The following is a 26,073-nucleotide window of genomic DNA, read 5'->3' as shown; positions in this document are numbered from 1 at the left end:
CGGTCACTCCTGAAGGGAGACAGTCGTCCTGTTCAGGACGAGCCGGGTGCAGGTTGCGGGGACAGCGGGGCGGTCGCCGTCGATGACGACCTCGGCCGGCAGGGGATGCCCCAGGAAGCCGATCAGGCTCGCGGACAAGCCGTACGCCCCGACGTTCGGGACGCCGACCACGTCGCCCGGCCGCAACGCGGGCAGCGCCGCGTTCCGGCTCCAGGTGTCCAGCGGCGTGCACAACGGGCCGGCGACCAGCGCGTCCAGCATCGGTTCGCCGGGCTCCCCGTCGTGCAGGAGCTGCGGGGTCAGCGGCGGCAGCCGGCGCAGCCCGGAATTCCCGCCGAGGTGGTTGATCCCGGACTCGAGCACCACGACGTCCTTGCCCTGCGAGCGTTTGACGTCGAGCACCGTGCACAGCAGGGTGCCCGAGGTGCCGACCAGATAACGCCCGGACTCGAACATGACTTCCGGTGTGCCGTCCCGCCAGCCGGGGGCGTCCGCGTCGAGCAGGGCGGTCAACGGAGCACGCAACGCGGTGAGATCAGCGTTCGCGCCCGCGCGCGCGAACGGGGCGCCGAATCCGCCGCCGAGGTCCAGTATCCGGAGCCGGACCCCGTGCGCGGCCAGTGCGTCCGCGACCTTCCGGCTCGAAGCAAGCGCATGGGCGAACTGGCCGAGCAGGGCGTCCACCGCGGTCAGGTTGGTGCCCATGTACAGATGCAGACCGGCCAGCTCGACCCGGGGCCGGCCGGCGAACCGCTCCGGCTCGGCCAGCACCCAGGCGAGGTCGGCGCCGAACTGCGAACTCACCCCGGTCATCGCGAGGCCCTGGCCGGGCGCCGGGTGATCGTCGTTGACGCGCAACAGCGCCGCCGCCGAGACGCCCGTCTCGGCGGCCAGCCGATCGAGCTGGTCCAGGGCGTGCGGCGAGTCGACCGAGAACTGCCGGACCCCGTGCCGCAGCGCGGTCCTGATCTCCGCGTCGCGTTTGCCCGGCCCGGTGTACAGCATCTGGGCCCCGGTCCAGCCCGCGTCCAGCGCGGCGGCCAGTTCGCCCGAGGAGCACACCTCCGCTCTTGCGCCGCCCTCGGCCAGCACCCGGCCGATCCCGGGATGCGGGTTGGCCTTGAGCGAGTAGTAAAGGCCGGTGCCCTCGGGCAGGGCCGCGCGGAGCAGGGCATGGTTGCGCCGGACCTCAGCCAGGTCGTAGACGTAGGCCGGGGTCGGCAGCCGGGGCAGGGCCTTCAGCGCGGCGGACGGCCCCAGCCTGGCGTACGTGCTAGCGGCCATGAGTCGTCTCCTCCTGCTCGGCAACGGCCGCGAGCCGGGCACGGTCCACCTTTCCGTTGGCGGTCAACGGCAATGCGTCCAGGACCCAGCAGACGCCCGGGACCTTGAACTCCTCCAGGTCCTGTCGCATCGCCCGCAGCACCTCGGCCGCGTCCAGGCTTCCGGTGACGAACAGCCGGGCGGGCGCCGTGCCCGCCGGGGCCAGCACGGCGGCGGAATCGACCCCGGCCACCCGCCGGGCCGCGGCCTCGACCTCGGTGCAGCTGACCCGGAAACCGTTCTCCTTGTAGAGATCGTCCCGGCGGCCGCTGACGTAGAGGTAGCCCTCGTCGTCAAGCCAGCCGTAGTCGCCGGTGCGCAGTTCGGGAAGCAGCCCTTCGGCGCGGGGGAATCGCTGTGCGGTCAGCTCGGGGCGGCGCCAGTACCCGGCCATCACGTTCGGGCCGCGCACCACGATCTCCCCGATCTCGCCGGGCGGAAGCCGGCGCCCGCCCGGGTCCGCGGCGTACACCTCGGTGCCGGGAAGGGCGCGGCCCGCCGAACCCGGCCGGAGCAGATCGCCGTCTTCGGGCATCACTGTCGCGCGCTTGCACTCGGTGAGGCCGAACATGAGCTGCACGCGCAGATCCGGCAGGAACTCGCGCAGTGTCGCCAGTGTTTCGACCGGCATGGCCGCGCCCGTGCTGGTCAGCTTGCGCAGCGGCAGGGCCCGGCCGCCGGACCGGCGCAGCAGCCGCGCGAGCGCCTGCGCCACGGACGGCACCGCGGCGAGCACGGTGCCGCCGGAACGCGCCAGCCCGTTCAGCAGCGGGGGCCCGATCTCGTTTGCCTTGGCGAGCCATACGTGCGCACCGGCCAGCGTGGCCAGGAACAGTTGGTAGAGCCCGTAATCGAAGGACAGCGGAAGCGGGCAGTAGACGACATCGTCGTGCCGGTAACCGAGCACCGACTGGATCAGCCGCGCGGCGACCACGACCTGCTCGTGCGTACTGACCACGGCCTTGGGCAGCGCGGTGGTGCCGGAAGTGTAGATCAGGCACGCGATGTCGACGGCCAGCGGCGACGCCTGGATCCCGTTGGCCGGCGAGGCGGACCCGGTCGCGTCACGGTAGGCGGCCGCACCGTCGATCGCGGTGATTCCCCGGCTTTCCGCCATGGCGCGGGCCTGCGCGCTGTGGCTGATCAGCAGCGCGGGTTCGCTGTCGTCCAGCACGTGTTCCAGGTGCGTGCCCCGGACCTGTTCGTTGAGCACGCTGAACGCGACCCCGAGCCGGGCCGAGCCGTAGACCAGCGCGGGCAGCAGCACCGAATCCGGCAGGTGGATCAGCAGCCGGCACCCACGCCGGAGACCGCGTTCGGACAGCCGTGCGGCGAACGAGCCCGCGGCCGAGGCCAGTTCGCGATAGTTCCAGGTCTGGCCTTCCCCGGTTACGGCGGGCCGATCCGGCCAGCGGGCCGCCGCGCTGGACAGCAAGTCGGCGAGCAGGCTTCCGGCGGGCGGCGCGGTCATCGAGCCGGTCCTCGAACGGCCCGCACCAGCTGGGGCGACGAACGGAGCAGGACCCTGGCGATCGTGTCCACGTCGTGCAGGTTCTCCGGAACCAGTGCGTCCGGGTCGAATTCGACGCCGAGCCTGGTCTCCAGCCGCTCGACGATCTCGACCATCCGGAAGGAGTTGAACGAGGGGGTGCCGGTGAGCGGCTCCCCCGCCAGCAGCCTTTCCTCAGCGATGCCAAGCACCTCCGCGGCGACCGAGGCGATCGCGTGCCGCACCTCGCCGGGCAGGCCGGGCCCTTCCGGTTCGACAGGACCGGTGCCCTGCTCGAATACCTCATGGTCACGACGCAGCAGTTCCGCGAGGCGGGGCAGCGGGCCCGTCGGCTCGGCACGGCCGCGTTCGACCCTGCGGTGCGCCAGGTAGGTCTGTTCAGTCAGCGATTCCCAGTCGCGGACATGCCGCGCGACGGCGTCCTCGGCCGCTCCGTCGAATGCGTTGGTGTGCCGCAGGAACGCCGCGTGCAGCGCGCGGGCTCTGGTGAGCAGCCAGGTCTCTAGTGTGAGCTGCTGCAGCGCCCGTTCCCGGTCCGGGTGCTCCGCGTAGGCCCGCACGTAGCCGTCGATCACGCTGTCCGGCGCGAGGTCGGTCGAGGCCCGGGAACGGGGTGCCGCCGCGCGGGCGAACTCGGCCAGCACGACCGGGCCGGGCAACGCCGCGAACTCGGACCGGTCCAGCGTCCACCGGCACGGGCGGGCAGCGCCCCACGGGGTTTCGTTGTGGTAGGCGTCGATTCCGCCGATTCGCGCCGGGTCGCCGTGCTCGGCGAGGAAGCTGTGCTCCAGATGCCGCTTGCCGGCATAGGGCACCCACGGCAGCCCGAAGGCGTCGGCGACGACCAGGAGCCCCGGACCTGGCTCGATGTCCGCCGCCTGCCTCCGGTCCGGCCCGCGCACCGTGAACCCCAGGACCGCCGGGGCCTCGGCGAGCTGCCGCAGCGGATCCGGTTCGACGCTCGGCAGGCCGTCGCCTGCCGGGACAGGCCGGAATCGCAGGCACGCGCCGAGGGCGAGACCGGCGCCGGGGCCGTGCCACCGCTCGGCGAGCACCGCCAGGTTCACCTGGACGCAGTCGTACAGCTCGGCGGGAAAATCGTGCGGCAGGCCGACTCCGGCGCCGGTACTGGCGATATCGGTGTCCATCAGGTCCTTCCGGAGAGGAAATCGTCGAGGTGACGCCGGATCAGTACGAGGTTCTCGCCGGTGAACACGTCGAAATGTCCGCCGGGTATCTCGCCGGCCCGCAGCCCCGGGCAATGCCGCGACCAGTGTTCGACCTGCCCGGCCCGTTCTTCTCCCGCGCACGTGATGAGCAGCGCCGGTCCTAAGTGGACGGACCGGGCCAGGTAGCCGGCGGCCGCGCTCAGGTGCGCGTCGGCGGTCCGCAGCGCCCGTTCCCGGACGGCCGGATCAGGTTCGCCGGCGAGTTCGGACAGCACGGCGGCGTGCAGGTCGGTCCGCGCGATCCGTTGCCCCGGGCTGGGTACGGCCACGCTGTCGATGAGCAGCACGGCCGGTGGCGGGCCGGTCGCCGCCAGCCGGACGGCCAGTTCCCACGCCAGGATTCCGCCGAGCGACCAGCCGGCAAGCAGGCCCGGCCGGTCCGGAAGCGCCTCGATCAGCGGCAGGTACCGGGCCGTCAGTGCCTCGACCGTGCGGTCCGGTTCCTCGCCGGGGCGCAGCCCGCTCGCCCGCAGGCCGTGCACCGTGCCGCGCCGGGACAGCATGGCGGCGAGGCCGAGACAAGCGCCGAGGCCGCCGCCCGCCGGGTGGATCAGCACGCTGGTCAGCTCCCCCGCCCGCCCGTTCAACGGGATCAGGCAACTGCCGGTGCCGGCAGCCGGTGCGGCGTTCATCGCGCTGCGGTTTCCCGCGCCGCATGCTTCACGCGCTCACCAACGGGCGGATTCGCCCGCCGAACGCGAACAGCCCCACTCCGTGCCGCTCGATGCCGAAATCACCGAAACCGGCCGCGGTGAGGTCATTGCTCAGTTCGTCTTCGTCGAACCAGTGGGAGTAGTATCCCGTCGATTTGACGCGAAGGTCTCCGGCCGCGAGGTCGTAGTCACCGTCGCCCACCGTCCCGCACAGGTCGGGATTCGCCGAGTAGAAGGACTCCACCGCGGCGCCGAGGTGCTCCCGGTTGAAGACGGCGATCAGGAACGAATCCTCCGGCCGCAGGATCGCCGCCATGTTCGCCATGACCGAAGACCGGACATCGGGCTCCAGGATGCCCAGGGTGTTCATCACGCAGGAGACCAGCTTCGGCAGGTTTTCCGCCTCCGCCGGCCCGCATTCCTCGAGCAACTGGCGCAGCTGCGCCGCGTCGCCGGAGATGAGGTGCACACTCGGGTCGCCGGCCGCCTGCCTGGCCGCGTAGTCGATCAAGCGTTTCGAGCGGTCGACCCCCACCATCATCTTGAAGACATCCGGAAACGACAGCATGAATTCGCCGGGGCCGGAACCCACCTCGATCAAACAGGAATCCGTCCAGTCCCGCGAACGGACAAAGCGGAGTTCGTCCTGGTAGACCTGGCGAAAAATGGGAAACCGGTAGAACGCGGTGTCATACACATCCGCGTTCATCGTTTTCCACACGCGCCACGACGACGCGGTTCGCGACAATTCCGCCTCGCTCACTCGATCCCTCCCCGGTCTGCGCGGCCGGCGCGACGACCCGGGGCCACGCGGTTCGCGCCGGGGACCGCGGTATCGGCCGCGCACACCATCATGAGTCGAACCTCTCAAGTCCGGGGCCAGAACGTAAGAGCCGCCCGCCGTGCCCAATTGGGCAGGGCGAACGATCATGGTCCCCGGACATCCGGGGCCGCCCGCTGTCCGATGCCGCGGCGGACGACTCCGCCAAACGGTGGATCTAGGAACACCACTTTCTAAATATGCTGGGTTCCGGTATGCAGGGCATGATGCCTAGGGGGGCAGACGACATGGACCAGTCACCCGCCATCGGATCGGCGAAGTGGCGTACCGGCGGAGACGATTCGTTCCTGGTGAACACCTCAATCGACAATGAAGTAGTGCGATTCGGGCTGGAACGCATGCTGCAGTCGATTCCCCGCGTGCACGACCCCGGAAACGACGCCGATATCGACCGGACCATCACGATCAGGCTGGTCAGCGAACTGGCCGGCGCCGCCGGACCCCGGCCGGCACGGAGATCACTGGTTGTCCTCGATTCGACGCGTCCCGAAGATCTCGCCACGGCGGCGCGTTCGGGCGCGGTCGGTTTCCTGGACCTCGCCGAACTCACCCGGGACACGCTGCAGGAAGCCCTGGTCCAGATCGACCGGGGCAAGACTCCCACCTCCGACGTCATGGTCCGTCATCTCCTGGACACCGGACGCCCGGCCCGCCCGGCGCGGGAACGGGAGCCGCCGCCGCTGACTCCGCGCGAACTCGACGTCCTCGCCCTCCTCGCCGACGGCATGAGCAACAAACTCATCGCCCGCAACCTGTTCATCTCCGCGCACGGCGTGAAAAGGCTGGTCTCCAGCATTCTCGCCAAGCTCAACTGCCCGAATCGCACGCTCGCGGCGGCTCGGGCGATCGAAGAGAAAATCGTCAAACGCCCCAATCTGCCGTAATCGGCCAGTCGCCCTCCCGGACGAACTCAGCGAAGAGCCAATCCCGGTGCGAAACCACGACGACCTGCTGTCCGAGAGACCGGTCAGGTCCGGGCCGCGGCCCGGACGCCCGTCGCAGTGACCGCCACGGCGCCGATCAGCGCGAGCGCGGCCAGCACTTCCGCGAGAGGGATGCGGTCCGGCATCAGGTTCGCGGTCAGCGAGCCGAGCAGGGCGATGCCGAACACCCCGCCCAGCTGACGGGCCGCGTTGAGCAGTCCGCAGGACACCCCGACGCTGTCGCTCGGCACGTTCGCCAGCACCAGCGTGGTCATCGACGTCGTCACCAGGCCGGAACCGACCCCGAACACGCCGAGGGCGACCGCGAGCACCCAGTACGGCTGCCAGGCCGCGAACGTGAACCCGATCGAGCCCGCCGCGGTGCACAGCAGGCCGGCCAGCAGCGGCTGCCGCGGCCCCCGCGAGGCGGTCCACGGCCGGGCCAGCCAGCTCGCCACCGGAGTGTGCACGAGGGTCAGCGGCAGGAACGCCAGTCCGGTCAGGAAGGCCGAGTAGCCGCGCTGGTCCTGCAAGTACAGCGTGTAGACGAACAACGAGCCGTACATCGAGAAGTTGAACGCCGCTCCGGCGAGCAGCCCGGCGCGCAACGGCGGCGAGGTCGCGGCCGCTGCCGGGACCAGCGGTTCGCGCAGGCGGCGTTCCCGCAGCAGGAAAAGCACCAGTCCGGCTAACGCCACGGCGAACAGGCCGAGCACCAGAGGGCCGGTCCAGCCCGACCGGCCGGCCTCGATCAGCCCCGCGGTCAAGGCGGTCAGGGCCAGCGCGGCGAGCACCTGGCTCGTCCAGTTCAACCGCACCGGCCGGGACGCCGCGTGCGTGACGTACTTGGCCGCCAGCACGATCGCGGCGACGCCGACCGGCACGTTGAGCCAGAAGATCGCCCGCCAGCCCACCAGTTGCACCAGGCCGCCGCCGACCAACGGTCCCGCCGCGAACGCGACGCCGGAGACCGCGGCCCAGGCGCTCAGCGCGGTGACGCGCCTGCGGCCATCGGGATACATCGTGTAGATGAGTGCGAGCGACGTCGGCGCCAGCAGTGCGGCACCGAAACCCTGGACCACGCGCGCGACGATCAGCCATTGGACGGCTGGCGCGAGCGCACAGCCGACGGAGCCGAGGGTGAAGACCACCAGACCGGTCTGGAAACCGCGGCGAGCACCCCACCGGTCGCCGAGCAAGCCGGTGGACAACAACAACGCCGCGAAGGTCAGGGTGTAGGCGTCCACGGTCCAGAGCAGCTCGTTGCTGCTTGCCGCCAATTCGGCCCGCAGCGTGGGAACGGCGACGTTGAGCGCGTTCGCGTCGAGAATGACCAGTGCGAACCCGACACACACGCCGGCCAGCCCCCAGCCCGACCGGTCCGGGACCTCGCCTGATCCGGCTGCTTCCCGGTCTGTGCTGGCGGAATCCTTCATCCCGCTGATTGTGCCCCGGAATCATTTCCAGCCCGGTGGAAGTATCGGTTACCCTGGGGTGTGCCCACCGACCAGCCCAACATCGCCGCGATCGCCGCGCTGATCGGCGATCCGGCTCGTGCGCGCGTCCTGCTCGCGCTGTCGGCGAACGACACGCTGCCCGCGTCCGCACTGGCGGCCGAAGCGGGCCTTTCCGCACAGGCGACCAGTTCGCACCTGCGGAAACTGCTGGACGGCGGGCTGGTCGTGGTCGATCAAGTCGGCCGCTGGCGTTATTACCGGGTCGCCGGACGGGACGTCGTGGCGGCACTGGAGGCGCTGGCCAGGATCGCCCCGGCGCAGCAGAGCCGGTCGCTGCGGCAGAGCAACCGCGACCGGGCGCTGCACTTCGCGCGGATCTGCTACGACCATCTCGCCGGACGGCTCGCCGTCCTCATCGTCGACGGGCTCATCGCGCGGCAGGCCGTCACCCCGCTGCCGACGCCCGCGGCCGAACTCGGCGACGCCGTGTGGACCAGCGGGCCTTCTGCCCGGTCGGTGTTCACCGAACTCGGGGTGGCGCCCGACTTCCTCCACGGCGATCCGCCGAATGTGCCGCTGCGTCCGTGCCTGGACTGGAGCGTGCGCAAGCCGCACCTGGCCGGCGCGCTGGGCACCCAGCTGCTGGCGGCCATGCTCGAACGCGGTTGGCTGGCCAGGAAATCGCGCGAGCGCACGGTCCGGCTGACCGCCAGCGGCAGCACGGCACTGCGGGGCGCGCTCGGCATCGAGGTGCCGGAGCGGATCGGCGGCTGAGTTTCGCCGGGCACCCGCAGATCCTTGGCGCGCAGGGTGAACTTGGCCGCGATGTCCCCTGCCGGCGTGAGCAAGTTTTCGCCGCGACCAGTACGAAAGCCTGCTCGCACACTTCCACTGAGCTGGAAATGATTCCGGGTTATCATCGGCCGCGTGCTCCACTCAGCCGGTGCCGACATGCTGTCCGAGGTGCACCGGGCGACGCAACGGCTGCCGCGCTCGGTTCGCCGGCTCGGCGACGCCGACGGAATGCGCAACCTGGTGGCGTGGGAGGCGACCGGTGCCGGGGCAACCAGCGAATAGGACGGCGCGATGAGTGCGGTGCTGGTCTGCCTGGCCACCCTCGCGGTCTTGATCGCGGCGATGCTGTTGCTGGCCGAGGTCGGCAGCCGAAACGGCGACTGCCCGCACGACACCACCCTCACCGTCACCGATCGTCGCTGCCACGGGAGTTACCAGGAAATTGTCGCCGAGCTGCACAATCCCGACGACCATCCCGTGCTCGTCGGCCTATCGATCCGCGCACGCCCCCAGCGCTATAGACCGACAGGCGGCCGAAGTGTGCGAGCGCCGTTTCGCACCTGCAGTCCTCAGCTGATCGCAAGCGGCCAGACGAACCTCGCCATCCTCCTGCCCAACCAGACCGCCGCTTGGCACTTCGCCATCCCCGACCACCACCGTCCGCTCCAGCTCGACACGGTCATCGAGCAAGCCGACCGGCTCCGCCTTATCCGGCATGTCGTCACCACTTTGCCCATCCCGCGGTCCGAGCTTCCATGAAATGCGGGCGTGGCGCGACAATGTCCATTTTGGACGGACGCGAATGAACCTCTATGCCTTGCTCGCCACCACCAGGTAGTTCTCGGCCGCGCCATCGAACGTGCTCGCTTCCGTCCGAAGCCCGGCCCGGTGCAGTTCGGCTTCGAGTTCCTCGTGCCGGTAGGGCCAGCAGGACAGCAGTTCCGAATGGACAGCAACCGATCCAGTCGCATCGACCTGGGCGATCGCGATCTCGATGTGGTGCTCCTCCTCCCACCGCGGCGCGATCTCCCAGCGGTAGACCACGACGGCGTCGCGGCCGTTCCGGCGGACGAGCCGGTCGCTGATGTCCAGCCGGGAACCTCTGGACCTCACGAGTTCCCACGTGCGGGAGGTGAGCACCAAGCGCCCGCCACGGCGCAGAAGCCGGGACATCGACTCCAGAGCAGCACCCCTGCCTCGCGCGCCCTCGGCATGGTGCAGCGAGTTGCCCACGCAGAACACCATGTCGAACGTGCCGTCCTCGAAATGCTCGGGCAGCTCTTCCCAGCTCGCCCGCACGGTCCGGACGGATGCCCCGAACTCCTCAGACAGCTCCGCGGTCCGGCGGACCATCGCGTCGCTGGCGTCAGTCGCGACAACCTGGATGCCACGACCGGCGAGGCCAACCGCCAGCTGTCCGGTCCCGCACGAACAATCGAGGACGTGAGCGTCGGACGGCAGGAGACCGAGGACGTCATCGAACGACGCGGCGGACTCGGCCGGAGCCAGCTTCGCATCGGAGATGAGCCACTCGTACACCTCGGCAAGCGCGCCATAACCCGTCACAACTGCTACCTCCGTCACGCGGCAGACTCACGGTCGCACCTCAGTACATCAGCGGAGCAGGTCGATTCACCAATGGTTTTGCAGGGGCAGCACTCTTTCCTTGTCCCCGGCCCGAACTCCAGTACATTTGCGGCACGACTCAGAGGGTGACGCTCAGCGGAGACGAAAGCCTGGAGCTGCCCGAATTCGACAGCCCTCCGGCCGGTGCGCGCGCTGCCGGCCTCCTGCTGGACGGACGAGATAGCCGGCGACGTGCCCGCGACCATGATCCTCGTGTCCCGCTGGCGCGAGATCGAGATCCACCGGGTCGACCTCGACCTCGGCTACGCCAGCCCGGACTGGCCCGCCGGGTTCGTCCCGTACTACCTGCCGCACGAGCTGGCGAAGAAACCCGGGCTCCGGGCGTCAGTGTGCCGCCCGGGCTGCCGGATCACGCAGTGCTCGCCTGGTTGGTCGGGCCGAAGCGGCCCTGGACTGCCTGAACTGCCCGCCTGGGCCTGACAGACGGAGAGCCATGCTGGTGTCCATGGTCGGCGCGGACGGCGCCGGCAAGTCCACGGTGACCAAGGCGGCCGCGCAGCGGCTCGTCGCGGCAGGCCGTCCGGTCGACCGGGTGGACCGCTGGGCCATCGTGGCCAACCCGGCGTACCGGTTCCTGTTCCTGATGTGGTCGATCGGCATGGCCGTGCAGGCCAAGCCGACGGCCGACCGCCCTGGCCAGATCACGCTGCTCGACGGCTGCTGGATGAAGCACGCGGCCTGCGAGATCGTCTACGGCCTGGAGCGCGGCTGGGTCGAGTCGGTGACCGCCGGGCTGCCCCGGTCGGCCGCCGTGCTGTACCTGCGCGCCGATCCGGCGGTCGCGTGGGAGCGCAAAGCCGGCCGCGACGTCGTGCCCTGCGAATGCGGGATGGATCCCGGCTGCGACCGGCTGAACTTCCTTAAGCACCAACGGAAAATCCAGCAGGTGCTGGACTCGTGGGCCGAGCGGGACCACTGGACGGTCATCGACGCGCACGCACCCGCGACCGAGGTGATCGAACGGGTCATCGCGGGCATGGACACCGCACTGGCCCAGCGGACGGCGGGGTAAATCAATCCCCGGGGCGCACTCTCACCCCCGCCCGCGGCGCGTTTCCTCCAGATCGTCCGCTATCGCTGCCGACGTACGCCGGAGCGGGCCGAGGAAGCGGTCCACGATGTCCGCCCTGGACAACGAACTCGCCGAGGTGGACACGTTGACCGCCGCGATCACGGTCTGAGGCGGAGTGTCCGAGTTGCGGCTCACCGAATGCTGGCGGCGGCCGAAAATCGGCACCGCGATCGATCGCAATCCCTCCTGGACTTCTTGGTCGATGAGCGAGAAACCCTGCTCCCGCACCAGGTCCAGCTCGACGCGGAGCGCCTCCGGGTCGGTGATCGCCCGCTCGGTCGGGGCGTCGGACGGAATTGTCCCGACGTAGTCGCTGAGGTCCTCGGGGGCTTGCGCCGCCAGCAGGACGCGTCCCATCGCCGTCCAGTGCGCGGGAAGGCGGGTGCCGATGTTGATGGTCACGCTCATGATGCGACGACGAATCGTGGCGCGCGCGACGTACACGATGTCGGCCCCGTCGAGCACGGAAACCGAACTCGATTCGTCGATTTCCTGGGACAGCCGCTCGAGATAAGGCTGTGCGACTTCGGGCAGGCTCAGCGACGAGAGGTAGCTGAAGCCCAGCTCGAGAACACGCGGCGTGAGCGAGTACCAGCGACCGTCCTGCTTCATGTAGCCGACCTCGACGAGGGTCGAGAGGAAGCGACGCGCGGTCGCCCGCGTCAGCGACGTCGCCGCGGCGATCTCGCTCAGCGTCATCTCCGGGCGGTCCTCGTCGAACGCCCGGATCACGCTCAGCCCGCGTACCAGCGATTGCACGTACTGATCACTGGGACCCGGACCGTCGCCCGTGCTCCTCGTAGCCGTCACGGCAGCGGATCCTACCGGAGGCCAACGGCGTCATTTTGTATCGCTATACGAACAGAAGTTCGCTGGTTGACACTTTCTTGCCGCGCGCATAGTCTTCACCACGCCTGCCACCCGCGGTGGCCAGTCACCCTCCGCACACGCCGCGACTGAGCATTCTCAAGCCGGGCAACCGTTCCGGCTGTTTCCGCTGCGCCCCGTTTCGACCGGTCCGACCTCGACGAGCATCGGAGTCACCATGTCCGAGACCGCACTTCAGGATCTGCGCCTGAGCGGGTCCTTCCGAGTTGGCCGCACGCTCGTCACGCACCTCAGCGACGGCGTCGTCGTGGAGCCGCGAGCGAGCTGGTTCCACGGCGTCGATCCCGCCTGCTGGATGCCCGTCGTCGGAGTCGACTCCCCCGACACGCCGTTTCCGGTGACCTTCGGCGGATTCTTGGTCCAGACACCGGACGCCACAACGATGTTCGACTGCGGGCTGGGCCCGCGGGCCCGGTCGATGTCCCCCGGCATCCGCGAAGGCGGGAACCTGCTGCACCGGCTCGAAGAGGCCGGCGTGGCTCCCGGCGAAGTCGACCGGGTGGTCATCAGCCATCTGCACGTCGACCACTGCGGGCACCTGCTCAAACCGGACGGAAGCCTGACCTTCGAGTCCGCCGAAGTCTGGCTGCACCACCGGGAACTGGAGTACTGGCAGTCCGGGGCAGCAGCGGAAAACATCCAGCCCGCGCTGATCCAGCGCTACCTTGAGGCGCTCGAGTCAGCGAGCGTTCTGCGCACCTACGCCGACGAGTTCGAACTCTCCCCCGGGATCCGCCTGATCCCGTCACCGGGCCACACTCCCGGCCACACGGCGATGCTGCTGAGCTCTGCCGGCGCGCACGCCATGCTGCTTGGCGACGTCGTGCACCACACCGCGCACTTCACGCATCCACAGTGGCTGCAGAGCTACGACGTGGCACCGGAATCGTCGTTCACCACGCGGCGCGAACTGTTCGATCGCGCAGCCCGGCTCGGCGCCGTCGTCACGGCGGTGCACATGCCGATCCTCACCCTGGGGACCGTCGCGACGACGGAGTCCGGCGGACACGTCTACCACCCGGCCCGTCCGTAGTACCACCCGCACCGAGATAAGGAGCAAGCAATGCAGTACCGCACGCTCGGCCACACGGGACTCCTTGTGTCGCAAGCATTCTTCGGCGGCACGTTCATCGGCGAGTTCGAGGACGAGGCCTCGACGCGGCGTCTCGTCGACGCGGCGTGGGACGCCGGGATCAACACGTTCTACTCGGCCGACGCCTACCACAACGGGCGGGCGGAAGAACTGCTCGGACAGGCGATCCGGCCGCGCCGCGACGAGGTGAACCTGCTCATCAAGGCAGGCATGCGGGTCGGGACGGCGGACGCGCCCACCACGATGCAGGACTGGAACGCGACGCCTCGCCGGGTCGAGGTCGACCACGCCTACTACATGAAACGCGGGATCGGGCCGACCTCGCGCGGTCTCACCCGCAAGCACCTCATCTCCGCAGTCGAGGCGTCGCTGAAGCGGCTGGGAACCGACTACATCGACGTCTACGTCGCGCATTTCTTCGATCCGTCGACTCCGGTCGAGGAGACCCTGCACGCCATGGACGACCTCGTCCGCCAGGGCAAGGTCCTCTACGTCGGCTGCTCGCAAACCGCGGCCTGGCAGCTGTACCGGGCACTGTGGGCCAGCGAGGTCAACAATCTCGTTTCCTATCAGTCACAGCAGATCCACTACAACATCTTCGAGCGCGACGCGCGGCGCGAGCAGCTGGCAGCCGCCGAGGCGGCCGGGGTCAGCGTGCTCGCTTTCAACGCGCTGGCGGGAGAACTGCTTGCGGGCGCCCACAAGCGCAACGACGACTCGCTGCGGGACGCGATGGGCTTCCGCCGCCGCTACGCCGACATGTATTGGACCGACGAGAATTTCGACCTGATCGAAGAGTTCGTCTCGATCGCCGGGGCTTTCGACCGCACTCCCAGCTCCCTGGCCTACGCATGGACGCTGGCCCAGCCCGCGGTGACGGCACTCAACATCGGCCCCCGCGTCGTCGACGGCTTCGCTCCCGCGGTGAACGCTATCGACACGCCGCTGCTCCCCGAGGAAGACCGCGCGATCCAGCACCTCCTGGAGCGGTACCCGACCGCGCCGCCGACCCGGGAGCGCCTCACGGTCGAGAGCCTGTAGTGCCTGGTCGTTTCGAGTACTGGGTCGGAATGGACACCCCAGGGGCCGAGGACTCCGCGGTGCGCGAGTTCAATCGCTTCTATTCGACCGTCCACGTACCCGAAGTAATGGCCTATTACCCGGGCATGATCTCGTGTGCGCGGTACCGGCTGACCGAACAAGACGAGCGCGGCGACCGCGGTCCGATGTGGCTGGCGCGGTACACAATGGACGAGGACGCGGCCGCCCATTACCGAACCGTCAACTCGGACCCCGGATTCGTCATGCCGTTCACCCCGATGCCGTTGCGCCGGCGAGATTTCGCCGTTCGCTGGCGCTTCCTCTGGCGCTCGCTCGCTTCCTACGGAGACGACACCGGAACCAGCCGGGGCGTACGGCTCATCGGAATGGACCCCGCGGCGGGCGCCCGGGACGAAGAGCTGACGGCGTTCAACGCGTTCTACGACAAGACACATCTTCGCGAGGCACGCGGCGCCCTCCAGTCCCACTTTGTCACACGTTACGAGCTGTGCCAGACGTTCCCCTCATCCGCACCCGCTGCGCCCCGGTACGCGGCGATCTACGAGCTGGACCACACCACCGTGACAAACCTGCCCGTACCTCCGGTCACGGAAGGCCCGCCGTCCTGGCAGAACCGGAACACCCACTGGCGGCTGACGTACGCGCTCATTGAGTGGATCGACAGAGGCTGAGAACGGCCACCCGAGAAATTCCGTCGGACCAAGGGAGCAACGATGCCCCACACCGCAAGCGAAACGCGCACGAAAACGTCCGCCAGACGAGCCGCGATCGCGGCGTTTCTCGGGAGTACGCTGGAGTACTACGACTTCTACCTGTACGCCGTCGCGGCAGCGCTCATCTTCGACCGGCTGTTCTTCCCGTCTGGCAACGCTGCCGTCGGTCTCGCTCTGTCCTTCGCCACCTTCGGAGTCGCCTACGTCGCGCGGCCCGTCGGCGGAATCGTGATGTCGCACTTCGGCGATCGGATCGGACGGCGGCGGGTGCTGATGATCACCCTCGCGATCATGGGCACCTCGTCGTTCGCCGTGGGACTCCTGCCGACGTATGGCTCGGTAGGGATTCTGGCCCCGATCTTGCTGGTAACGGCCCGGCTGGCCCAGGGTTTCTCCGCCGGCGCCGAACTGGCCGGTGCGACGACCCTGACCCTGGAGCACGCGCCGGCCCGGCATCGGTCCTTCTTCACCAGCTGGGCCTCGACAGGCTGCTCCGCGGGTTTGCTCCTCGCGACCCTCGTGTTCATCCCGGTCGCCGCACTCCCCGACGCTCAAATGCTCGCCTGGGGCTGGCGGATCCCGTTCCTGTCGTCGGTCGTGGTCTTCGCGATCGCTTACTGGGTCCGCACCCGCCTCGACGAGCCGCCGGAGTTCGAGAAACAGCAGGAGAACGACACCGTCGCGCGCGTTCCGGGCGTCGAAGTCCTGCGCACACAGCCGACGGCGGTGTTGCGGGTGGTCCTGATGACCCTGATGGCCTCCTCGCAAACGATCTTCAGCTTTTTCAGCCTGTCCTACGCCAGCGAGACGGCCGGCGTGGGCAAATCGTCGATGCTGGTCGTCAACGCCGTCACGCTCGGGCTGTCGCTCGCTGTTCTGCCGCTCGCCGCGTCGCTGTCCGACCGGATCGGCCGGAAACCCACCCTCCTGATCGGCGCCGTCGGCAGTCTCCTGTCGCTCTTCTTGTTCTTCTGGTTCATCTCGACCGGCAGCATCGTCTTGATCTCGCTGGGCGCATTCCTTTTCATGTCGGTGCTGTATTCGTTCTGGAGCGCCGTCTATCCGGTCTACTTCGCGGAACTGTTCGCCACCCCGGTGCGCTATTCCGGGATGGCTATCGGACAGCAGATCGGCCTCGTCCTCGTCGGATTCGCCCCGGTCATCGGAGCGCTCCTCCAGCGTCCGGGTCCGTACGGGTGGCTCCCGGTCGCGGGGTTCACCGGAGTGTGCATCGCCATCGCGGCGATTGCGGTCTGGACGGGACCGGAGACTTACAACGTGCCGGTGGACCGTCTCGGCCGCGCGACCCTGCTTGCTGATGCGGCGGAGGCGCCATCGGCGGGCAGCGATGCACGAACGCGATCCGCGGCGTCGCCTGAGTAGAGACGCCGACGACCCACATGATCGTCCGAACGCGTCGGCCAGCACGAGAGGCGGCCGGTCGCCCTACCCGGTCCCCGCAGCTCGGCCAGCGCGGCGGGACAGCTCCGCGAACGCCGCGCGCAGCTCCGGCGAGGCGACCACCTCGATCTCCGTGTCGAAGCGGGCCAACGCCGCCGCGAGGGCGGCCCAGGACCAGGACCCCGTCGTCAACCTGGTCCGGGCGGCACCGAGTTCCTCGACGATCCCGTCGCCGGCGAACGGCGCCACCTCCGCAACCGGCAGATCAAGGATTACTTCGCCACGGCAGGGCCAGGCGTCCGCGCTCTCGGAACCCTTGAACCGGGCCGAAAGGAAGGCTGCCACGTCGCCGCCCGGCACTTCCCGGGGCGTGAACCGCGGGCCGTTGGGGACCCGCGGTGTCATCCGGTCGGCACGGTAGATCCGCCAGTCGTCGCGGTCGGGGTCCCAGCCGACGACGTACCAGCGCCCGGCCCGCACCACGAGGTGGTGCGGCTGCACCCGGCGGGGCGGGCGCGGCTCGGCGTCCTCCCGCCGTCCCGGCGAGCGGTAGTCGAACCGCAGTTCCTCCCCCGCGCGGACAGCGGCGCTCAGCGTAAGCAGGATCCCGGTGTCGACCTGCGGATCGACCCCGTGCCCGACCGCGCTGATCTCGAGGGCGTCGACCCGCTGCCGCAACCGCGACGGCAGCACCTGCCGCACCGTGGCCAGTGCCCGCGCGGCCGCCTCCTCGATGCCCGCGCCCGTCCCGACCGCGATCCGCAGCGACACGGCCAGCGCGACCGCCTGCTCCTCGTCGAACAGCAGCGGCGGCATCTGGCTGCCCGCTTCGAGCCGGTAACCGCCGTCGGGGCCCTTGACCGCTTGCACCGGGTAACCCAGCTCCCGCAGCCGGTCGACGTCGCGGCGCACCGTCCGCTCGCTGACGCCCAGCCGCTCGGCGAGCACGCCGCCCGGCCAGTCCCGGCGGGCCTGCAGCAGCGACAGCAACGACAGCAGCCGGCTGGAGGTCGTCGTCGAAGAGGCACTCGGCATGGTTTTCACCATGCCACAAGTAGCGGACGTTCTCTGACCGGTACTGCTGGCATCGTCGGTCTCGCCGCCGGAAGCCCCCGGCAGCGGAAACCACTCGTGAAGGACCGGAACACCATGTCGCTCAACGCTGTCGCGCACCTGAACTTCCACGGCCAGGCCCGCGAAGCCCTGGAGTTCTACCAGTCGGTGTTCGGCGGGCAGCTCACCGTCGCCACCTACGCCGACTTCGGAATGCCCGCCGAACTGCCCGGCGCCACGAACGTCGTGTTCGGCCAGGTCGTCGCCGACAACGGCTTCCGGGTCATGGCCTACGACGTGCCCGGCGAGCACACGCCGGCCGCCCCTGGCGCGCCCACCACGCGTCGCGAGAACGGGACCACGATCACCAAGGAGCCGTTCTTCCTCTCCGTCCGCGGCGAAAGCATCGACGAGGTCACCCCCGTGTGGGAAGGCCTCGCCAAGGGCGCGACCGTGATCGAGGCGTTCGGTCCCGCGCAGTGGGCACCCGCCTTCGGGATGCTCGCCGACCGCTTCGGGGTCACCTGGATCGTCGACGTCGCGGCCTGACCTTACGAGGTGTGCGGCCGGTCCTGGCCGCACACCTCCGCCCTCAGGAGAAACCCGCCAGGCAAGGCCGGACCGAATTACCCTTCGAGCCAAGAGGTATCCACTGTTATGCGCGCCTTGACCTTCGCCCAGTACGGCCCTCCGGATGTTCTCGAGGTGACCGACATCCCGGACCCGCACGCGGCGGCAGGCCAGATCCGGGTGGCCGTGCGGGCATCGGGACTTACCCCCTCCGACTGCCGGCTCCGCGCCGGCCTGTTCCGCCACCTGTTCCCGCTGGACCTTCCCTACGCGCTCGGCGTGGACGCCGCGGGCGTGGTCGACGAGGTCGGCTCGGGAGTCACCGGCGTCCGGCCGGGCGACGCGGTGTTCGGCATGATCGACCTGACGCCCGGCCTGGTCGGCGGCGCGAACGCCGAGTACGCCGTGCTGTCCGCCTGGGCTCGGAAGCCGGACGCGCTGAGCTGGGAGCAGGCTGGCGGCGCGGCCGCCAACGTCGAGACCGCCACGCGGGCCCTCGACCGGCTCGAAGTCGGCAGCGGTACGTCCCTGCTGATCGAAGGCGCAGCCGGTGGAGTCGGCACGGTTGCCGTCCAGCTCGCGGTGGCCCGCGGTGCGACCGTGATCGGGACCGCCAGTGCGCGCAACCACGAGTTCCTCGTTGAGCTGGGCGCGACCCCCACCGCCTACGGAGCGGGGCTGGGCGAACGGGTCACCGCCCTCGCCGCAGGCCGGGTCGACGCCGTCCTCGACTGCGCCGGGTCCGGCTCCCTGCCCGATCTGGTACGGCTAGCCGGAAACCCGGGCCGAGTGGTGACCCTCGCTGACATGAACGCCGCGGAATACGGAGTCCACCTCACGCGCCTGACCGGCCCCGACGCGGACCGACAGGCAGTCGAGGGACTCGCCGTGGCCGCCGACCTCGCCCAGCAGGGCCGCTTCACCGTGCCGGTCGCGGGCGTCTTCCCCCTTGAGAACGCGGCCGCTGCCCATCAGCTGAGCGAGACCGGCCACGCCCGCGGGAAGATCGTGCTCACTCCCTAGAACACCACCGAGTCCACGGACACAACAGGTCGTTCCTGCTGGAGGAAACGGCCCGGCACCGACAGCCGGTCAGCGGGCCGGATGCCAGTTCCGGGAAGGGATCCCGTTGATCGTCGCGCCGCCTTGGGCGAGGTCGGCCGCACTGGTGTCCAGAAAGGGAAAGGGGAAGGGCAACGACGGGGCGGTCAAGGCGTTCAGCGTGGCGAGCTGGTCGGCGGAGAGTGTCACGGCAAGGGACGCCAGGTTGTCCTCCAGCTGCCCGGGCGTGCGGCAGCCGATGATCGTAGCGGTCACTTCGGGGCGGTGGCTGACCCAGGCGAGAGCGACGGCGGACACCGGAACACGTTGTGCGGCGGCGATTTCGTGCAGCGCGTCGAGCAAGGCGAAGGTGTTCTCCGTCAGCCGCGCACGGGTGCTCGCCCAGTCCGCGCGGCCTGACTCGGCGGCGCCGGTCCGGGTGTATTTCCCGGACAGCACCCCGCCGGCGAGCGGGCCCCACGGCGTTACGCCGATGCCCAGGGCCCGCGCCGCTCCGAACAACTCGCCTTCGACGGTCCGCTGCAGCAGCGAGTACTCCGCCTGGATCGCCGCGACCGGGGACCAGCCGCGGGACTCGGCGAGGCTCGCCGCGCGGGCGACGGCCCACGCGGGGGTGTCGGACAGGCCGTAGTAGCGGATTTTGCCCGCGGTGACGAGGTCCTGCAGGGTGCCGATCGTCTCTTCGATCGGGGTGTGCCGGTCGAAATAGTGCTGCCAGTACAGGTCCACGTGATCGGTGCCGAGCCGGGCGAGCGACGCGTCGAGCTGCCGCAGGATCGCCTTGCGGCCGGCGCCGCCGCCGTTGGGGTCGCCGGGGTGCAGGTTCCCGGCGAACTTCGTGGCGAGCACCAGCCCGTCCCGCGCCGACGGGCTGGCCCGGAGGAACTTCGCGATGGTCTGTTCCGCCCGGCCTCCCGCGTATCCGTTGGCGGTGTCGAGCGTGTTCCCCCCGGCGTCGACGTAGCGGCGAAGCAGGTGCAGCGCGGTGTCCTGATCGCAGCCCCAGCCGGGATCGTCGAAGGTCAGCGTGCCGAGGATCAACGGGCTGACCCGCAGGCCGGTCCGGCCGAGGGTGCGGTACGAAGCGAGGTCCATGACTCCAGCGTGCGCCGGGGAAAGCGTACGGTGAACCGCGTTGAGTCCCGATTTTTAGCGCGAAAGTACAGTCATGCTCGCCGACCGGCACCCCGACCCGCTGTCCCAGGTGCTCGCCCTCGCCGGGGCTCGCTGTCACCTCACCGGCACGCTGTCGGCGGGCGGCCGGTGGGCGCTGCGCTTCCCGGCCCGCGGGCGGCTCAAGATCATCGCCGTGCGGCGCGGGCGGTGCGCCTTCGTCCGCGGCGGGCAGTCCGGCGAACTGCGCGCCGGCGAGGCGATCGCGGTGAACGGGACCGAACCCTTCGTCCTGCGCACCCACGCCGGCGTGCTGCCGGTCGACGCCGAAACGATGACAGTGCCCGACCATCGCATCGGGACGGCGGACGAATTCGCCGGAGTGGGCGGCGAAGTGACGGTCGAACCGGGCGGCGAGGCATTGCTGACGCAGGCTTTGCCGCCGCTGCTGCACATTTCGGCGACACACCCGCAGGCTTCGGCCTTCACCTGGCTGCTGCCGGAACTGGACGCGGAAATCGGCAGCGCCCGGCCCGGGCACAGCTTCACCCGGGACCAGCTCGCGCAGCTGCTCCTCGTCCAGGTCCTGCGCGCGTACCTGGCTCGGCCGGACGCCCTGCCCGCGGGCCGGCTGCGCGTCCTGGCCGATCCGCGGCTGGCCCCGGCCGCGCGGGCCTTGCACGAGAACCCCGCCCACGCGTGGCGGCTCGACGAACTCGCCCGCCTCGCCACGATGTCCCGCACCGGTTTCGCCGCGCGATTCCGCGCCGTCGCCGGGATCCCGCCACTCGCCTACCTGACCGAATGGCGCATGCGGATCGCCGCCTACGAACTCACCCACGACGACGCGACCGTAGGCGAATTGTCCGCACAGCTCGGCTACACCTCGGAAAGCGCCTTCATCACCACCTTCAAACGCACCTACGGCACGACACCCCTGCAACACCGGCGTCGCACCTCGGAACGCTAGAACCCCTTGTCGCTCAGGGACTGTTCCACTGCGGGCCGGTCACGTACTCCGGAACAGCCGGTCCAGATGCACGTCGATCGCGGCGAGCGCGTCCTGGGGCCCGATCACGCCGAGTTCGATCAGGGAGGTGAAGCCGGTGAGGGCGAGGAGCAGGTCGGTCTCGGTCGCCGGGTCGCGGCCGGAGTCGATGTGCCCGTCGGCGATCGCCTGGCGGACCAGCTGCTCCACGCGTGCCCGCCCTCGGACGAGGCCGCGGCGCGCCCGCTCGTGCACGGTCTCGTCGTGCAGCGCCTCCAGGACGTAGGCGGCGCTCATCCGGCTGGTCGCGCGGGCGTCGGCGTGCAGGGGGAGCATTTCCGCGAGCGTCACCCGCAGCACGTCGCGGGGGTGCGGACGGGCACCGAGTTTTTCGAGCCCCTCCTGTACGCGCACCGAGGTCTGCTCGGACGCGAAGTCCATCGCGAAGGAGAGCATGGCGGTCCGGGAGGCGAAGTAGTGCTGCAGTTGCCCGAGTGACATGCCCGCTTCCTGCGCCACCACGCGCATCGTCAGCTGTGTGACGCCGCGCTGCTCCACCACCCGCCACAGTGCGCGGGCGATCGCTTCGCGGCGTCCGCGGTGATCCACCTGTTTCGGCATCGCCCTCCCTTTCCAATACGGTTGACATAATACACCTGACCCATAATCCTGGGGCCACTCGAGGGGAAGGAATCGTCATGTCCGAGCAGCCAACGGTACGGACCGCGGAAGGCGTGGTGCAGGGGCTCCGGCGGGAGGGACACGCGGTGTTCCGCGGCATCCCCTACGCCCGGCCCCCGGTCGGAGCGCTCCGCTTCGCCGCGCCCGCGCCGCCGCACCGCTGGGAAGGGACGAGGCAGGCGGTCGAGTTCGGCCCCGTGGCGCCGCTGTCCCTGCCGATCGACGTGCCCCCGCAGGGCGCCGACTGGCTGACGCTCAACGTCGGCACTCCCGATCCTGGCGCGGCGGGGCTGCCGGTGCTGGTGTGGATTCCCGTGGGCGGCTACCTCTCGGCGGCGTCGAGCGACCCGATGTACGACCCGGCAGCGCTGGCCGAGGCGGGAGTCGTCGTGGTGACCATCAACTGCCGCGTGGGCGCGGAGGGGTTCGCGTTCCTCGACGACGCACCGCCCAACCGCGGGTTCCTCGACCAGATCGCGGCGCTGGAGTGGGTGCAGCGCAACATCGCCGCCTTCGGAGGCGATCCCGGCCGGGTCACCGTGGGCGGGGTGTCCGCCGGGGCGGGCTCGGTCGCCGCCCTGCTGACGATGAAGTCCGCGCGCGGCCTGTTCCGGCGCGCCATCGCCCATTCGGTGCCGGGGCTGCACAGCACCCCCGCGCTGGCACGGCAGGTCACCGCCGCGTTCGCGGACCGGCTCGGCGCGGCGGCCCCCACCGCCGAGGCCCTGCGCGACATCGACCCATGGCGCCTGGCCGCCGAACTCACCTCCTTCAACGCCGGCCTCCACGCGCACCGGGAGAGCTGGGGACGCCTCACCGAGACCGGCACCGCGCTGTGCCCCGTCGTCGACGGCGAGGTCCTCCCGGAAACGCCCTGGCCCGCGCTGACCGGCGCGCGAGCGAGCGGGACCGAACTGCTCGTCGGCCACACCCGGGACGAATTCCGGTACTTCAGCGTCGTGAGCGGACGGCACGGCACCTTCACCGACGAAGACGCCCACGCAGCCCTGGAACTGCTCGCCCCGCGGCCGGACGGCGCGCGGGCCTACCGTGCCGCGTTCCCGCAGGCAGGCCCGGAGGAGCTGGTGGAGACGCTGTACTCCGACGCCCTCTTCCGCATGCCGTCACAAAAGCTGGCCGAGGCGAACGCCGCAGCCGGCGGCACCTCGTACCTGTTCGAACTGTGCTGGGCCGCCCCGGCCCTCGGCGGCATCCTGGGCGCCTGCCACAGCCTCGACGTGCCCCTGGCCTTCGGCACGCTGGACAGCCCCGTCGGCGCCCAGCTCATCGGCGAGGAGCCCACTCCCGAGGCTGTCACGCTCTCCCGCGAACTCCAGCAGGCATGGGTCCGCTTCGTCACCACCGGCGACGCGGGCTGGCCCGCCCACCGGCCCGGCGAACGCCTCACCCGCGTCCTGGACACCGAGTCGAAAACTCTGCCCTACCCCGAACAAGCATCCCGCCAGATCTGGGAAGACCACTTCCCCGATCCCTTCGACCTCCCGTAATGGTTCTCAAAGCCGCGTCGGCATGCCGTTCCGCGTGCTGTCGTCGTGCTCCTTCGGAAAGCCCGGCCCGATGGCGTTCGGCGAAGGCGGGCGCACCAGCGCGACGTTCGGATCGTGCGACGGGACGCCGTTCGGACGTGGGTTGGCCGCCGGTGGCGCTGGCTCGGCGGACAGCTGACGTTCCAGCTCGGCCTCCCAGCCCACCATCGCCGACGGGTTGTCCCAGCTGAGCACCCCGACCAGCCGGTGCCCGGCGAGATATCCGGTGACGCTCGACGTTCCGTCGTTCTGCAGATCGACCGTGTACTGGCCCAGGGACGGCATTCCGGCCGCCTGGATGCGGACGCCGAACTGCTCGGACCAGAACCGGGGAACCGGCTCGAACGGCCGGGCCCGCGCCGGCCCGGCGAGCAGGCTTTCCGCGGCGGCGCGGCCCATTTCCACCGCGTTCAGCCAATGTTCGACCCGCCGCGGCCGGGTGTCGAACCGATGGTTCGGCCACGCGGCCACGTCGCCGGCCGCCACCGCGTCGCTCGCGCCGACCACGTGACAGGTCGGCCAGCACAGCACGCCGTCCTTCAGATAGAGATTGCCGCCTCGCAACCAGCCCACCGTCGGCGCTCCGCCGATCGCGACGATGACGCAGCCTGCCGTCAACGCCTGGCCGTTGGACAGCAGCATCGTGACGCCGAACGGCTGCGAAAGCCATTGCACCACTTCGGCACCGGTGACCAAGGCGACCCCGTTCTCCCGGTGCAGCCGGGTGACGCGCTCCCCGATCGCCGACCCCACGGCGCGGCCGAGCAACGTTTTCGAGCGCGACACGATGGTCACCTCGCGGCCGAGTTCGCGCGCGGTCGCGGCCACCTCGCAGGCGGTGAAGCCGCTGCCGATCACCGCCACCGGGCTGGCGTCGGCGGCCAGCGTGCGGTGCATCGCGAAGGCGTCGTCGAGGGTGCGCAGGACATGCACCCTCGGGTTGTGCGCGGGAGCGCCGGGCATCTGCCGCGCGTGCACCCCGGTGGCGATCACCAAGCCGTCATACCGCAGATACTCCGATCCGGGCAGTTCGAGCACATGCGACGCGGTGTCCACGCGCAGCCCGGAAACCGAGTCCCGCCAGGTCGCCTCCAACGGAAGATAGCTGCGCAGCTGAAGGTCGGCCGGCGCCAGTTCCCCGGTGATCAGCTGCTTCGACAGAGCGGGCCGGTGATACGGCCGGTGCGGTTCCCCGTTCACCATCACCAGTTCGCCGCCGAAACCGAGTTCGCGCAGGCGTTCCGCCGCCCGCAGCCCGGCGACCCCGGTGCCGGCCACCACGATCCGTTCCGCCGTCATCGCCTCGTCTCCACCGTGATCGCCTGCATCGGACAGCAGCGGGCCGCTGTCCGCACCTCCTCGTTGTGCACCGATTCCGGGTGCACGGTGTACCGCAGCTGGCCCCCCGTGGTGATCTGGAAAACCGCGGCCGCTTCGCGCTGGCACACCCCGTACTGGTGGCAACGGCGGCTGTCGACGCTGACGGCCAGGCCGGACCACGGCGGGGGCTCTCCGGCGGCACCGGCCCCCAGCCACCGGGCGGGGGTGAAGCGCAAGGCCGCTATCACCGCGGTCGGCAGCAACAACGCCGCGGCACCGATCGCCAGGACCACGAGATGTCCGTTCACCACCGCGCCGAACACGGAGTGCACCGCGATCAGCACGAGTGCCGTGTAGGCCAGCCGGTGCAGCCACAACCACCGCCGCAAGGCCAGGAACCGGCGCACGGATACGGACAACGCGATGGCGAGCATCAATTCGAGACCGACGATGCCGAGCGCGTGCCGCAGCATTCCCCCTTCGGCGAACGGCACGATCAACCGCACGATGCTGAACGGTCCGTTCGCCAGAAACAGAAATGCGGTGGCGTGGATACATCCGAACGCGAGCGCGAGCGTGGCCAAGACCAGGTGACTGTTCGTTGTCGCCTTCCGCCCGCTCAGCGTCCGCAACCACCCCGTCTTGACGAAAACTCCCCAGGAGAGCGCGAAGCAGGTCAAGGCAAACGACAGCCGCGCGGCCAGCGCGGCAAGCTGCCGGATGCCCGCGTCCTCGCGGGGCACGAAAGGAGCGGACAAGAAAACCGCATTGAGCATGAGCAGACACCCCCTCTTTCGACAGTTGCTATTGCAGGATTGTCGGCGAATCAGCCGACGGCAACGGGAATGGCAGTTTGCTGACTTCTGCCGCGCGGTGCCGTCCTGGTGTTTTCCGGCCCGTTGTCATCCAGGTTTCCTTCGAAAGCGAGCGGCCTGTCCTGATGCTCCTCTCAATGCCAATGCCAATGCCAGGAACTTAAGACTGGGTCATGGGTGCGGTTTGAGGCGCGTCCGCCCAGGCCAAAGGGGTCGGCGGGCTCTTTCCAGGCCCAGCACGAGCCGCAAGAGCAGGATCATCGTCCGTGAGGGGAACCCTGGGGGAATCTGATTCCCCCAGGGTTCCCCTCACAGCC

The 26,073-nt window shown here is 69.9% G+C and carries 27 protein-coding genes; 14 read left to right on the top strand and 13 right to left on the bottom strand.

Translation table 11 applies throughout. The annotated features are described in order from the left end of the window. Nucleotides 1–3: 3 nt before the first annotated feature. From ACFSVL_RS10990 to ACFSVL_RS10970, 5 genes are read right to left on the bottom strand one after another with little or no spacing between them, the layout of a single operon-like run. Nucleotides 4–1,284, bottom strand: coding sequence for a type III PLP-dependent enzyme (locus ACFSVL_RS10990; protein WP_378303086.1), 1,281 nt, complete (start codon nt 1,282–1,284; stop codon nt 4–6). After that, the gene (locus ACFSVL_RS10985) at nt 1,274–2,794 is read right to left on the bottom strand and encodes a class I adenylate-forming enzyme family protein (protein WP_378303084.1); all 1,521 of its coding nucleotides are present in this window, start codon (nt 2,792–2,794) and stop codon (nt 1,274–1,276) included. The genes ACFSVL_RS10990 and ACFSVL_RS10985 overlap by 11 nt, the downstream gene beginning before the upstream one ends. After that, nucleotides 2,791–3,981, bottom strand: a complete 1,191-nt coding sequence (locus ACFSVL_RS10980) for an acyl carrier protein (protein WP_378303082.1) — start codon at nt 3,979–3,981, stop codon at nt 2,791–2,793. Before ACFSVL_RS10980 ends, ACFSVL_RS10985 begins: the two co-directional genes overlap by 4 nt. Beyond that, nucleotides 3,981–4,694, bottom strand: a complete 714-nt coding sequence (locus ACFSVL_RS10975) for an alpha/beta fold hydrolase (RefSeq protein ID WP_378303080.1) — start codon at nt 4,692–4,694, stop codon at nt 3,981–3,983. Before ACFSVL_RS10975 ends, ACFSVL_RS10980 begins: the two co-directional genes overlap by 1 nt. 28 nt (nt 4,695–4,722) lie before the next feature. Beyond that, nucleotides 4,723–5,478 carry a class I SAM-dependent methyltransferase gene (locus tag ACFSVL_RS10970; RefSeq protein ID WP_378303079.1) on the bottom strand — a complete coding sequence of 252 codons (756 nt, stop codon included), beginning with the start codon at nt 5,476–5,478 and terminating at the stop codon, nt 4,723–4,725. A gap of 305 nt (nt 5,479–5,783) precedes the next feature. On the opposite strand from ACFSVL_RS10970, the gene ACFSVL_RS10965 reads away from it, so the two are divergent. After that, the gene (locus tag ACFSVL_RS10965; protein WP_378303077.1) at nt 5,784–6,440 is read left to right on the top strand and encodes a LuxR C-terminal-related transcriptional regulator; all 657 of its coding nucleotides are present in this window, start codon (nt 5,784–5,786) and stop codon (nt 6,438–6,440) included. An 83-nt stretch (nt 6,441–6,523) separates the two neighbouring features. Here ACFSVL_RS10965 and ACFSVL_RS10960 read toward each other — a convergent pair whose 3' ends face one another. Beyond that, nucleotides 6,524–7,915, bottom strand: a complete 1,392-nt coding sequence (locus tag ACFSVL_RS10960; protein ID WP_378303075.1) for an MFS transporter — start codon at nt 7,913–7,915, stop codon at nt 6,524–6,526. Between the two features lie 60 nt (nt 7,916–7,975). Here ACFSVL_RS10960 and ACFSVL_RS10955 point away from each other — a divergent pair, with 60 nt between their 5' ends. From ACFSVL_RS10955 to ACFSVL_RS10945, 3 genes are all read left to right on the top strand, one after another. Next, a complete protein-coding gene (locus ACFSVL_RS10955; RefSeq protein WP_378303073.1) occupies nt 7,976–8,710 on the top strand; it encodes an ArsR/SmtB family transcription factor in 735 nt (244 codons plus the stop codon). 153 nt (nt 8,711–8,863) lie between these two features. Further along, on the top strand, nt 8,864–9,013 hold the full coding sequence (locus ACFSVL_RS10950; protein ID WP_378303071.1) for a hypothetical protein: 150 nt from the start codon (nt 8,864–8,866) through the stop codon (nt 9,011–9,013). A 9-nt stretch (nt 9,014–9,022) separates the two neighbouring features. Next, complete coding sequence (locus ACFSVL_RS10945) at nt 9,023–9,490, top strand: hypothetical protein (RefSeq protein ID WP_378303070.1); 468 nt, start codon at nt 9,023–9,025, stop codon at nt 9,488–9,490. A 51-nt stretch (nt 9,491–9,541) separates the two neighbouring features. Here the strand turns inward: ACFSVL_RS10945 and ACFSVL_RS10940 are convergent, their stop codons facing one another. Then, the gene (locus ACFSVL_RS10940; protein ID WP_378303068.1) at nt 9,542–10,297 is read right to left on the bottom strand and encodes a class I SAM-dependent methyltransferase; all 756 of its coding nucleotides are present in this window, start codon (nt 10,295–10,297) and stop codon (nt 9,542–9,544) included. Nucleotides 10,298–10,501: 204 nt separating this feature from the next. Here ACFSVL_RS10940 and ACFSVL_RS10935 point away from each other — a divergent pair, with 204 nt between their 5' ends. Further along, entirely contained in the window at nt 10,502–10,798 is a 297-nt protein-coding gene (locus ACFSVL_RS10935) for a hypothetical protein (protein WP_378303066.1), read from the top strand. A gap of 13 nt (nt 10,799–10,811) precedes the next feature. Next, nucleotides 10,812–11,390 carry a dTMP kinase gene (locus tag ACFSVL_RS10930; protein WP_378303064.1) on the top strand — a complete coding sequence of 193 codons (579 nt, stop codon included), beginning with the start codon at nt 10,812–10,814 and terminating at the stop codon, nt 11,388–11,390. 21 nt (nt 11,391–11,411) lie between these two features. On the opposite strand, the gene ACFSVL_RS10925 is transcribed toward ACFSVL_RS10930, so the two are convergent. After that, nucleotides 11,412–12,260, bottom strand: coding sequence for an IclR family transcriptional regulator domain-containing protein (locus ACFSVL_RS10925; protein WP_378303062.1), 849 nt, complete (start codon nt 12,258–12,260; stop codon nt 11,412–11,414). A 235-nt stretch (nt 12,261–12,495) separates the two neighbouring features. Here ACFSVL_RS10925 and ACFSVL_RS10920 point away from each other — a divergent pair, with 235 nt between their 5' ends. The 4 genes from ACFSVL_RS10920 to ACFSVL_RS10905 are packed head-to-tail and all read left to right on the top strand — an operon-like array spanning nt 12,496 to nt 16,589. Beyond that, on the top strand, nt 12,496–13,371 hold the full coding sequence (locus ACFSVL_RS10920; RefSeq protein WP_378303060.1) for an MBL fold metallo-hydrolase: 876 nt from the start codon (nt 12,496–12,498) through the stop codon (nt 13,369–13,371). A gap of 30 nt (nt 13,372–13,401) precedes the next feature. Further along, nucleotides 13,402–14,472 carry an aldo/keto reductase gene (locus tag ACFSVL_RS10915; RefSeq protein WP_378303059.1) on the top strand — a complete coding sequence of 357 codons (1,071 nt, stop codon included), beginning with the start codon at nt 13,402–13,404 and terminating at the stop codon, nt 14,470–14,472. A 29-nt stretch (nt 14,473–14,501) separates the two neighbouring features. Then, the gene (locus ACFSVL_RS10910) at nt 14,502–15,164 is read left to right on the top strand and encodes a hypothetical protein (protein ID WP_378303057.1); all 663 of its coding nucleotides are present in this window, start codon (nt 14,502–14,504) and stop codon (nt 15,162–15,164) included. 42 nt (nt 15,165–15,206) lie between these two features. After that, entirely contained in the window at nt 15,207–16,589 is a 1,383-nt protein-coding gene (locus ACFSVL_RS10905) for an MFS transporter (RefSeq protein WP_378303055.1), read from the top strand. Nucleotides 16,590–16,652: 63 nt separating this feature from the next. Here ACFSVL_RS10905 and ACFSVL_RS10900 read toward each other — a convergent pair whose 3' ends face one another. Continuing rightward, nucleotides 16,653–17,642, bottom strand: coding sequence for a helix-turn-helix transcriptional regulator (locus ACFSVL_RS10900; protein WP_378303053.1), 990 nt, complete (start codon nt 17,640–17,642; stop codon nt 16,653–16,655). Between the two features lie 114 nt (nt 17,643–17,756). Here ACFSVL_RS10900 and ACFSVL_RS10895 point away from each other — a divergent pair, with 114 nt between their 5' ends. Further along, on the top strand, nt 17,757–18,209 hold the full coding sequence (locus tag ACFSVL_RS10895) for a VOC family protein (protein WP_378303051.1): 453 nt from the start codon (nt 17,757–17,759) through the stop codon (nt 18,207–18,209). Between the two features lie 108 nt (nt 18,210–18,317). Further along, nucleotides 18,318–19,253 (top strand): NADP-dependent oxidoreductase, encoded by a 936-nt coding sequence (locus ACFSVL_RS10890; protein WP_378303049.1) that lies wholly within the window; start codon nt 18,318–18,320, stop codon nt 19,251–19,253. A 69-nt stretch (nt 19,254–19,322) separates the two neighbouring features. Here ACFSVL_RS10890 and ACFSVL_RS10885 read toward each other — a convergent pair whose 3' ends face one another. Continuing rightward, nucleotides 19,323–20,387, bottom strand: a complete 1,065-nt coding sequence (locus ACFSVL_RS10885; protein ID WP_378303047.1) for an aldo/keto reductase — start codon at nt 20,385–20,387, stop codon at nt 19,323–19,325. Nucleotides 20,388–20,460: 73 nt separating this feature from the next. Between ACFSVL_RS10885 and ACFSVL_RS10880 the strand changes: the two genes are divergently transcribed. Then, on the top strand, nt 20,461–21,375 hold the full coding sequence (locus ACFSVL_RS10880; protein ID WP_378303045.1) for an AraC family transcriptional regulator: 915 nt from the start codon (nt 20,461–20,463) through the stop codon (nt 21,373–21,375). A gap of 39 nt (nt 21,376–21,414) precedes the next feature. Here ACFSVL_RS10880 and ACFSVL_RS10875 read toward each other — a convergent pair whose 3' ends face one another. Next, entirely contained in the window at nt 21,415–22,014 is a 600-nt protein-coding gene (locus ACFSVL_RS10875; protein WP_378303043.1) for a TetR/AcrR family transcriptional regulator, read from the bottom strand. Between the two features lie 77 nt (nt 22,015–22,091). Here ACFSVL_RS10875 and ACFSVL_RS10870 point away from each other — a divergent pair, with 77 nt between their 5' ends. Next, a complete protein-coding gene (locus ACFSVL_RS10870; RefSeq protein ID WP_378303042.1) occupies nt 22,092–23,582 on the top strand; it encodes a carboxylesterase/lipase family protein in 1,491 nt (496 codons plus the stop codon). A gap of 6 nt (nt 23,583–23,588) precedes the next feature. Here ACFSVL_RS10870 and ACFSVL_RS10865 read toward each other — a convergent pair whose 3' ends face one another. Together ACFSVL_RS10865 and ACFSVL_RS10860 are read right to left on the bottom strand one after the other, a co-directional pair. Beyond that, nucleotides 23,589–24,920, bottom strand: coding sequence for an NAD(P)/FAD-dependent oxidoreductase (locus ACFSVL_RS10865; protein WP_378303040.1), 1,332 nt, complete (start codon nt 24,918–24,920; stop codon nt 23,589–23,591). Next, nucleotides 24,917–25,717 carry a 4Fe-4S domain-containing protein gene (locus tag ACFSVL_RS10860; protein WP_378303038.1) on the bottom strand — a complete coding sequence of 267 codons (801 nt, stop codon included), beginning with the start codon at nt 25,715–25,717 and terminating at the stop codon, nt 24,917–24,919. Before ACFSVL_RS10860 ends, ACFSVL_RS10865 begins: the two co-directional genes overlap by 4 nt. Between the last annotated feature and the right edge of the window lie 356 nt (nt 25,718–26,073).

It is taken from the genome of Amycolatopsis silviterrae (genome assembly GCF_042684085.1).
Taxonomy (GTDB): Bacteria; Actinomycetota; Actinomycetes; order Mycobacteriales; family Pseudonocardiaceae; genus Amycolatopsis; species Amycolatopsis silviterrae.
This window is presented reverse-complemented; position numbering and strand designations above follow the sequence as displayed.